The organism is Pseudomonas sp. NPDC089734, from assembly GCF_044748865.1.
Taxonomy (GTDB): Bacteria; Pseudomonadota; Gammaproteobacteria; order Pseudomonadales; family Pseudomonadaceae; genus Aquipseudomonas.
Genome location: NZ_JBIVGV010000027.1, coordinates 38,292 through 46,240, shown reverse-complemented (window position 1 = coordinate 46,240; position 7,949 = coordinate 38,292). Strand labels below are relative to the sequence as shown.

The 7,949-nt window shown below is 58.9% G+C and carries 9 protein-coding genes; all 9 read right to left on the bottom strand.

From position 1 onward, the window contains the following. Positions 1-944: 944 nt before the first annotated feature. The 9 genes from flhB to ACIPY9_RS23555 all read right to left on the bottom strand — a co-directional run bounded on the left by flhB (position 945) and on the right by ACIPY9_RS23555 (position 7,930). Positions 945-2,081 (bottom strand): flagellar biosynthesis protein FlhB, encoded by a 1,137-nt coding sequence (flhB, locus tag ACIPY9_RS23595; protein WP_400707357.1) that lies wholly within the window; start codon positions 2,079-2,081, stop codon positions 945-947. A gap of 1 nt (position 2,082) precedes the next feature. Continuing rightward, complete coding sequence (gene fliR / locus ACIPY9_RS23590) at positions 2,083-2,868, bottom strand: flagellar biosynthetic protein FliR (protein WP_400707354.1); 786 nt, start codon at positions 2,866-2,868, stop codon at positions 2,083-2,085. 6 nt (positions 2,869-2,874) lie between these two features. Beyond that, the gene (gene fliQ / locus ACIPY9_RS23585; RefSeq protein WP_122316631.1) at positions 2,875-3,144 is read right to left on the bottom strand and encodes a flagellar biosynthesis protein FliQ; all 270 of its coding nucleotides are present in this window, start codon (positions 3,142-3,144) and stop codon (positions 2,875-2,877) included. Positions 3,145-3,169: 25 nt separating this feature from the next. Further along, complete coding sequence (fliP, locus tag ACIPY9_RS23580; RefSeq protein ID WP_400707351.1) at positions 3,170-3,922, bottom strand: flagellar type III secretion system pore protein FliP; 753 nt, start codon at positions 3,920-3,922, stop codon at positions 3,170-3,172. Further along, the gene (gene fliO, locus ACIPY9_RS23575; RefSeq protein WP_400707348.1) at positions 3,922-4,359 is read right to left on the bottom strand and encodes a flagellar biosynthetic protein FliO; all 438 of its coding nucleotides are present in this window, start codon (positions 4,357-4,359) and stop codon (positions 3,922-3,924) included. Before fliO ends, fliP begins: the two co-directional genes overlap by 1 nt. Then, the gene (fliN, locus tag ACIPY9_RS23570) at positions 4,360-4,821 is read right to left on the bottom strand and encodes a flagellar motor switch protein FliN (protein WP_400707345.1); all 462 of its coding nucleotides are present in this window, start codon (positions 4,819-4,821) and stop codon (positions 4,360-4,362) included. A gap of 60 nt (positions 4,822-4,881) precedes the next feature. Continuing rightward, complete coding sequence (fliM, locus tag ACIPY9_RS23565) at positions 4,882-5,850, bottom strand: flagellar motor switch protein FliM (protein ID WP_400707342.1); 969 nt, start codon at positions 5,848-5,850, stop codon at positions 4,882-4,884. An 11-nt stretch (positions 5,851-5,861) separates the two neighbouring features. Then, positions 5,862-6,362, bottom strand: coding sequence for a flagellar basal body-associated protein FliL (gene fliL / locus ACIPY9_RS23560; protein WP_400707339.1), 501 nt, complete (start codon positions 6,360-6,362; stop codon positions 5,862-5,864). Positions 6,363-6,574: 212 nt separating this feature from the next. After that, positions 6,575-7,930: a flagellar hook-length control protein FliK gene (locus tag ACIPY9_RS23555; protein WP_400707336.1), complete on the bottom strand. Its 1,356-nt coding sequence runs from the start codon at positions 7,928-7,930 to the stop codon at positions 6,575-6,577. Between the last annotated feature and the right edge of the window lie 19 nt (positions 7,931-7,949).

The following is a 7,949-nucleotide window of genomic DNA, read 5'->3' as shown; positions in this document are numbered from 1 at the left end:
GCACTCGACACTGGGCTATGTTTCACCAAACCAGTACGAGCGCCAGGCAGCCTGAAATCACCTACTGATGTGTCCGGAAAAATTTGACCAGCACAAGGCCATGGATGGCCCATCGGCGCGGCCCCATGGAACAACGCCGGAACGAGGGAACCCCGCCTCAAGGCGGGGCCGAGCCGGAGCCCATGGTTTCCCCCCCTTTTGCCGAAACAAAAGGGGGCCGCCGTAAAGGCGGAACCTGTACTCGCCACACAGCAAAATCCGGATATGTTCCCTGACGAGGAACGTATTTGTTACTGGGTAGATCGTTCGGCTTTATGCCGCCTTGCGCCTTTACGGCGCCCTACTTTGTTTTCGGACAAAGTAGGCAAAGCCACTGCTCCGGGTTCGGCCCCGCCTGACGGCGGGGTTCCTTCGCTCCGGCGCTGATCCGGCGGTCGCCACAATGGGCCATCCATGGCCCAGTGCGGCTAATTCTGCATCCCTGCAGAATTCCCACCGGATCACCACCTCCACTCAGCCTTCACCAACGTCGCGTTTTGCGGTGTTCACACCATCGCGGCATAGAGCCTTTTTCGCTTTTGCTTTGCTCTTTGAGCACAAAAAGCTCAGACACCACCGATTGCGACGCTGGTGAAGGCCGAGTGCAGGTGTTGTGGAATGGGGTGCGAGGCAGGAGCCGAGCAAGCGCCGCCAGGCCAGGGATGGCCCATCGGCGCGGCCCCATGGAACAACGCCGGAACGAGGGAACCCCGCCTCAAGGCGGGGCCGAACCGGAGCCCATGGTTTCGCCCCTTTGCCGAAACAAAGGGGCCCGCCGTAAGGGCGGAACCTGTACTCGCCACACAGCAAAATCCGGATCGGCTCAGCTTCATGGGCTTCTTCGCGGATAAATCCGCTCCTACACATTGGTTTCGGTAGGAGCGAATTCATTCGCGAAGAAGCAATCATGCGTCTCGCTGCAGATCCGGCGGAATAGGCAGATCACCCAGCGGATCGGGCCGCTTGCCTCGGCCCGAATGGTACTGGCGAATCTGATAGACATAAGCCAACACCTGAGCCACCGCCAGGTAAAGCCCCGAAGGAATCTCCTGCTCCAGCTCCGTGCTGTAGTAGATCGAGCGCGCCAGGGCGGCAGACTCGAGAATCAGGATCTGGTTATGCGCACCGATTTCACGAATCTTCATGGCAACCAGGTCAGCGCCCTTGGCCAGCAACATGGGTGCCCCACCCTTGTCAGGATCGTATTTGAGCGCTACGGCGTAATGCGTCGGGTTGGTGATGATGACATCGGCCTCCGGAATCGCCGACATCATCCTGCGATGGGACATCTCGCGCTGCAACTGACGAATACGCTGCTTGACCTCCGGACTGCCCTCGCTGTTCTTGTGCTCGTCACGTACTTCCTGCTTGGTCATCAACAGCTTCTTGTGCGCCTCGTACAACTGGAAAGGCACATCGACCGCAGCAATGAAGAACAACCCGCACGCCATCCAGAAACTGCTCCAGCCCACGACCAGCAGACTGTGAATGATGGCCTGCTCCAGAGGCTCGTGGGCGATGGCAACCAGGTCGTTGCGTTCCTTCTGCAGAACCAGCAGCGCTACCACAAGAATGATCAAAAACTTGGCGAAAGACTTGAGCAACTCCACCAGCGCATGAGGGGAAAACATGCGTTTGATCCCGGCCGCCGGGTTCATGCGACTGAATTTGGGCATCAGCGACTTGGTCGCAAACAACCAGCCGCCCAGCATGATAGGACCGACCAGAGAAGCCACCAGCATGGCAATCAGGAATGGCAGCACCACGATCATGGCGTGCTCGCCGGAGCTGAGCAGCATCCGGGCCATGTAGGTCGTGTCCATCAGCGTTTCACGGGTGATCGTGAAGTTGTCACGCATCATCTCGGACATCATGCGGGCAATGCCTGCGCCAAACATCAGCAGGCCGCCCGCCCCCATCAACATGACGACAAGGGTATTCAGTTCCTTGGAGCGGGCAATCTGTCCTTCGGCCCGGGAGTCCCGGACCTTCTTCTCCGTGGGGTCTTCCGTCTTGTCCTGGCCATTCTCGTTCTCAGCCATGTCAGCGGGCCCTCACCAGATCGCGCAAAGACTGCAAGGCCTGGACAGCCATGGGTTGGTACTGATTGAGAATGTCGGCCATGCTCATCCACAGGATGACCATGCCGAGCACAAGCGTCAGGGGGAAGCCGATGGAGAAAATGTTGAGCTGCGGCGCAGCACGGGTCATGACGCCAAAGGCGATGTTGATGATCAACAAGGCCGTGATGGCCGGTAAAACCAGCCGCAGCCCCGCACTCATGACCCAGCCCAGCCCTGTGGCCAGCTCCCAGAAATTGCTGACAGGCAAGCCGCCGCCCACCGGCATGGTACTGAAGCTTTCCACCAGAATTTCGAGCACCACCAGATGGCCATTCATGGCCAGAAACAGAAGCGTCACCAGCATGGTGAAGAACTGCCCGATGACCGCCGACGAAACGCCGTTGGTAGGGTCCACCATCGAAGCAAAGCCCATACCCATTTGGGTGGCGATGATCTGACCCGCCACCACGAAGATATGAAAGAACAACTGAAGCGAAAGCCCCATGCCCACGCCAATGATGATCTGCTCGCCAATCAGCAGCAAGGCACTGAGGTCCAGAGCCTCTACAGGCGGCATGGCAGGCAGCACGGGAGCCACCACCACCGTGACCGCCACGGCGAAATACAGACGCACGCGCCGAAGCACCAGGGTCGTACCGATGACCGGCATGGTCATCAGCACCGCAACGATCCGGAACAGGGGCAACATGAAGCTGGCGACCCAGGTACTGATCTGGGTATCGGTCAGCGCAAGCAACGGCTGCATGCGACGCTAGCCGATCAGGGTCGGAATACTGCCGTACAGCGACAGGATGTATTCCATGAATATTTTCAGCAGCCAGGGACCGACAACGATCAGGGTCACGAGCATCACGATCAGACGAGGCAGAAAACTCAAGGTCTGTTCGTTGATCTGGGTCGCCGCCTGAAACATCGCGACCAGCAGGCCACAGATCAGGCTTGGCACTACCAGAATCGCCACCAGCACAGTGGTCAGCCACAGCGCTTCACGGAACAGATCGACCGCTACTTCTGGCGTCATCGGGCAGACTCCTCGTCAAAAAGGCTCATACACCACCAAAACTTCCGGCCAGCGTGCCGACAATCAGCGCCCAGCCATCCACCAGCACGAACAGCATGATCTTGAACGGCAGGGAAATGATCAGGGGCGACAGCATCATCATACCCATGGCCATCAGCACACTGGCCACGACCAGGTCGATGATCAGGAACGGAATGAAGATCATGAAACCGATCTGGAAGGCCGTCTTGAGCTCGGAAATCACGAACGCAGGAACCAGAATGGTCAAGGGCGCAGCATCCGGTGTCGCGATGTCGGTTCGCTTGGACAGACGCATGAACAGGTCAAGATCGCTGGTGCGGGTCTGGGCCAGCATGAAATCCTTGAGCGGAACCTGCGCCTTGGCAACGGCATCCTGAGCACTGAGCTTTTCCGCCAGATAGGGCTGCAACGCATCCTGATTAACCCGGTCGAACACAGGCGCCATGATGAACATGGTCAGAAACAGCGCCATGCCAGTGAGAATCTGGTTCGAGGGTGTCTGCTGCAAGCCAAGGGCCTGACGCAGAATCGAGAAGACAATGATGATCCGCGTAAAACTGGTCATCAGCATGACGAACGCCGGAATGAAGCTCAGCGCCGTCATGATCAGCAGGATTTGCAGGCTGACCGAATACTCCTGCTGACCGCCAGGGTTGTTGGACAACGTGATCGCCGGGATCGACAGAGGATCGGCAGCAAGCGCGACAGGCGCCACCATCGTCAACAGCAGCAATGTCAGGAAACGCAAGGCGCCCATCACTTCTTGTCCTTATCCTTGCCCATCAATTCCAGAAGGCGCTGGGCGAACTCAGGAGTTGTCTGCTCACGGACAGGCACCTGCACCGGCTCCTTGAGCACATGCAAAGGCGTGATCTGTCCTGGCGTGACACCCAGCAGAATCTGCTCGTTTCCCACCTGGACCAGCAACAGACGATCACGTGTCCCCAGGGCCCGAGAGCCCAGCAGCTCAATGACCTGCCCACTGTTCGGCCCCACGCTCTGGACCCGGCGCATGACCCAGGCCAGCACGAAAATCAGCCCGATGACCAGCAACAGGCCGAGCAACAGTTGCAGCACCTGCCCTCCCATTCCGCTGGACACGGCATTGCCGACCTGAGGCGCAGCCTGCGCCACAGGTTCGGAAGCCCACGCAGAGGCAGGCAGGCTCAGCAGCACACCCAGGAGCCGCTTCACTTAGCGCAACTTCTTGATGCGTTCACTCGGACTGATGACATCCGTCAGACGAATGCCGAACTTCTCGTTGACCACCACCACCTCGCCATGAGCGATCAAGGTACCGTTGACCAACACGTCCAGCGGCTCGCCGGCCAGACGGTCCAGCTCGATCACCGACCCCTGGTTGAGTTGCAGCAGGTTGCGGATGTTGATGTCGGTACTGCCCACTTCCATGGAGATCGATACCGGGATATCCAGAATCACGTCCAGGTTCGGGCCGTCCAGAGTGACGGGCGCATTGCTCTTGGGCACGCTGCCGAACTCTTCCATCGCCATGCGGGACGAAGAATGACCTTCATCGGCCGCCAGCAATGCATCGATATCGGCCTGACCACCCTCACCGGCTTCACCCAGTGCCGCAGCCCATTCATCGGCCAACGCCTGATCTTCAGCAGACGTCATTTCGTTTTCATCAGCCATTGGTTGTCCTCAGCGGGCATTGATTCAGTTACGCAACAATTTCGGCATCGACCTGAAAGATCAACGCCGCTCTATGGGTTCGATTACTTGCAGGGCCAGATTACCCTTGTGCGAGCCGAGCTTGACCTTGAAGGAAGGCACGCCATTGGCACGCATGACCAGGGTTTCAGGCAGCTCGACCGGAATGACATCGCCAGGCTGCATGTGCAGGATGTCGCGCAGCAACATCTGACGCTGCACCACTGTCGTGCTCAGCGGCACGGACACATCGAGCACGTCCTCCTTGAGCGCCTTGATCCAGCGTTCGTCCTGGTCGTCCAGGTCCGACTGGAAACCGGCGTCGAGCATTTCGCGGATCGGCTCGATCATCGAGTACGGCATGGTCACGTGCAGATCGCCGCCACCGCCATCGAGTTCGATGTGGAACGTGGAAATCACCACGGCCTCGCTCGGCCCCACGATGTTGGCCATGGCAGGGTTCACTTCCGAGTTGATGTACTCGAAGTTCACTTCCATGATCGCCTGCCAAGCTTCCTTGAGGTCGATGAAGGCCTGATCCAGAACGATCCGCACCACGCGCAGTTCGGTCGGCGTGAACTCACGACCTTCGATCTTGGCGTGACGACCGTCACCGCCAAAGAAGTTGTCCACCAGCTTGAAGACCAGCTTGGCATCGAGGATGAACAAGGCCGTGCCACGCAAGGGTTTGATCTTGGCCAGGTTAAGACTGGTCGGTACGTACAGCGAGTGTACGTATTCGCCAAACTTCATCACCTGGACACCGCCCACCGCCACGTCCGCCGAACGGCGCAGCAGGTTGAACATGCTGATACGGGTATAGCGGGCAAAACGTTCGTTGATCATTTCCAGGGTCGGCATGCGTCCCCGTACGATCCGGTCCTGGCTGGTCAGGTCATAACTCTTGATGCTGCCTGGCTCACCGGAACTTTCGGTCTGGACCATACCATCGTCAACGCCATGCAGCAGCGCATCGATTTCGTCCTGGGACAGCAGGTCTTGAACGGCCATGTGTCGGAGTCCTACTGCAATACGAAGTTAGTGAAGAGCAACTGTTCGATCACAGTCTTGCCGAGTTCTTTCTGGGCCACTTCCTGAATGCTGGCGGTCGCCTTCTGACGCAGCATTTCCTGGCCGATCGGCGAAGCCAGCGACTCGAAAGGAATGGCGGCGAACATCATGACCAGGTTGTTGCGGATCACCGGCATATGGACTTTCAACGCTTCCATGTCAGCCGCATTGCGCGCCAGCATGGTGATGCTGACCTGCATGTAGCGCTGACGGCCATTGGCGTTGAAGTTGACCACGAAGGCCGGCGTCAAGGGCTCGAAGACCGCCACAGGCTTGACGTTGGCCGCCGCGGCAACCGCCGCCGGGTCAGGCTCACTGGCCGACTTGTGCATGATGAACCAGGTTGCGCCTACTGAAAGGCCGACAGCGAGCAATAAAGCCACGACTGCGACGATGATGAGCTTGAGTTTACCTTTGGAAGCGGGGTCTTTAACTTCTTCGCTCTTCGCCATGCCAATAATCCGTCACTATTCAAGGGGTTCGCTGATGCGTGAGAGAGGCTGAGCAAGTGTTATGCCAGAGTTGCGGGGAGGGCGCTACGAGGAGGGAATGAAGAGAGGGCTTTCTCCGCTTCTGCGGAAACGGGCGAGCATCATTTTCGCGAATGAATTCGCTCCCACACAGATGAACTGTGCAGGAACGGACGCATTCGCAAATCGGCCAATCAGGCGTAGTAATCGATCTCGCTGGAACCGATCACACGGGCCGCTGGCTGGCTGACCGGAGCGGTGGCATCAGCTGTGGCAGTATCGTCCAGCGAATCGCCGGAATCCGAACCACCGCCGCGCCCACCACGCTGCGCCCTGCTGGCCTGTTCCTGGGCCTGCTGTTGCGCCTGCTGCTGGGACTGATCGGCCACGTTGACGTCCACCTGACCAAGCCCCTGCTGAGTGAACGACTCACGCAGGCGCGACATCTGGCTTTCCAGCGCTTCACGAACCCCGACATGGGCACTCATGAACGTCACCTGGGTCTGCTGCTCCGGCGCCATATTGACGCGAATATCCAGACGTCCCAGTTCGGCCGGTTCCAGTTTGATTTCAGCCGATTTCAGGTTCTGGCTCGACAGGTACATCACACGATCGACAATGCCTTCGCTCCAGCCACTCTGGTTCATGGCCAGCGGCTGGTTGATCAGAGGCGTCGAAGTCGTTGCCCTGGCAGGTTGCGCCGCCTGACTCAAGGCCGCCAGACGCTCGGCAAAGTTATCGACCCGCGTATCGCCCGCAGCACTCTTGGTGTCTTTCAGGCCGTCGCTGATCAGGTTGCCGAACGACTTGTCACTGCTCTCGGTACTGCTTTCATCCGAAGGGAGCTGCTCGCTCAAGGCTGCCAGGTTATTGGCGGCATTTTGACTCGGGTCATTCTCGGTATTGGCGGCCGCTCTGCTTGAGGCATTGGCGTGCTGCGCCGCCTGCGCCTTGGAATTGGCGTTTTCCAGCGCGAGCTGCACGGCATGCAAACCATCCAGAGGATCGGCCTCGGGATCGAACGAATCCTCTGCCACATCGGCACTCGGCGTCACAGGCAGCGCAGCCACTGCCGGCAAAGCCTTGGCCGCCTCACTGGCCGCATTGGAAGCCGCCAGCGCCGCAGGCGTCTGGGCCGCAGCAATCTGCAGTGCCGGATCAAGGGCTGGATCGGTGACCGGCGGCGTCAATACCTCGGCAACCGCTTCACCATCGGTATCAGGCTTGTCATCGGTGCTGGCACTGGCCGAATCGGCAGGCAAGGCATTGCCGCTATCGGCAACGGTCGACTCATCGGCGGCAGTGGTTTCGTTCGTATCAGCCTTGTCCTTGCCAGCGACCGTCTTGTCCTTTGCAGGCACAGACTTGTCACGTACCGAGGTGTCATTGCGGTCGGAGACCTTGTCTCGGGACTGCTTGGCATAGACGTTGGAGAAGCTGGAAGCATCGTCCCTGCCACTATCCGCAGACTTGATCGCATTAGTGGCCGCACTGGACTTTGCTGTCGCAGTCACATTGGCCTGAAGAAGCACGTTAGGGGCAAGGGGCATTTCGATCTCCGCATAAGCA

Excerpts from the sequence above, each read along its gene's own strand:
- flhB (WP_400707357.1), bottom strand. The coding sequence starts at position 2,081 with ATGGCTGAGAACGAGAATGGCCAGGACAAGACGGAAGACCCCACGGAG.
- fliR (WP_400707354.1), bottom strand. The coding sequence starts at position 2,868 with ATGCAGCCGTTGCTTGCGCTGACCGATACCCAGATCAGTACCTGGGTC.
- fliQ (WP_122316631.1), bottom strand. The coding sequence starts at position 3,144 with ATGACGCCAGAAGTAGCGGTCGATCTGTTCCGTGAAGCGCTGTGGCTG.
- fliP (WP_400707351.1), bottom strand. The coding sequence starts at position 3,922 with ATGGGCGCCTTGCGTTTCCTGACATTGCTGCTGTTGACGATGGTGGCG.
- fliN (WP_400707345.1), bottom strand. The coding sequence starts at position 4,821 with ATGGCTGATGAAAACGAAATGACGTCTGCTGAAGATCAGGCGTTGGCC.
- fliM (WP_400707342.1), bottom strand. The coding sequence starts at position 5,850 with ATGGCCGTTCAAGACCTGCTGTCCCAGGACGAAATCGATGCGCTGCTG.
- fliL (WP_400707339.1), bottom strand. The coding sequence starts at position 6,362 with ATGGCGAAGAGCGAAGAAGTTAAAGACCCCGCTTCCAAAGGTAAACTC.
- ACIPY9_RS23555 (WP_400707336.1), bottom strand. The coding sequence starts at position 7,930 with ATGCCCCTTGCCCCTAACGTGCTTCTTCAGGCCAATGTGACTGCGACA.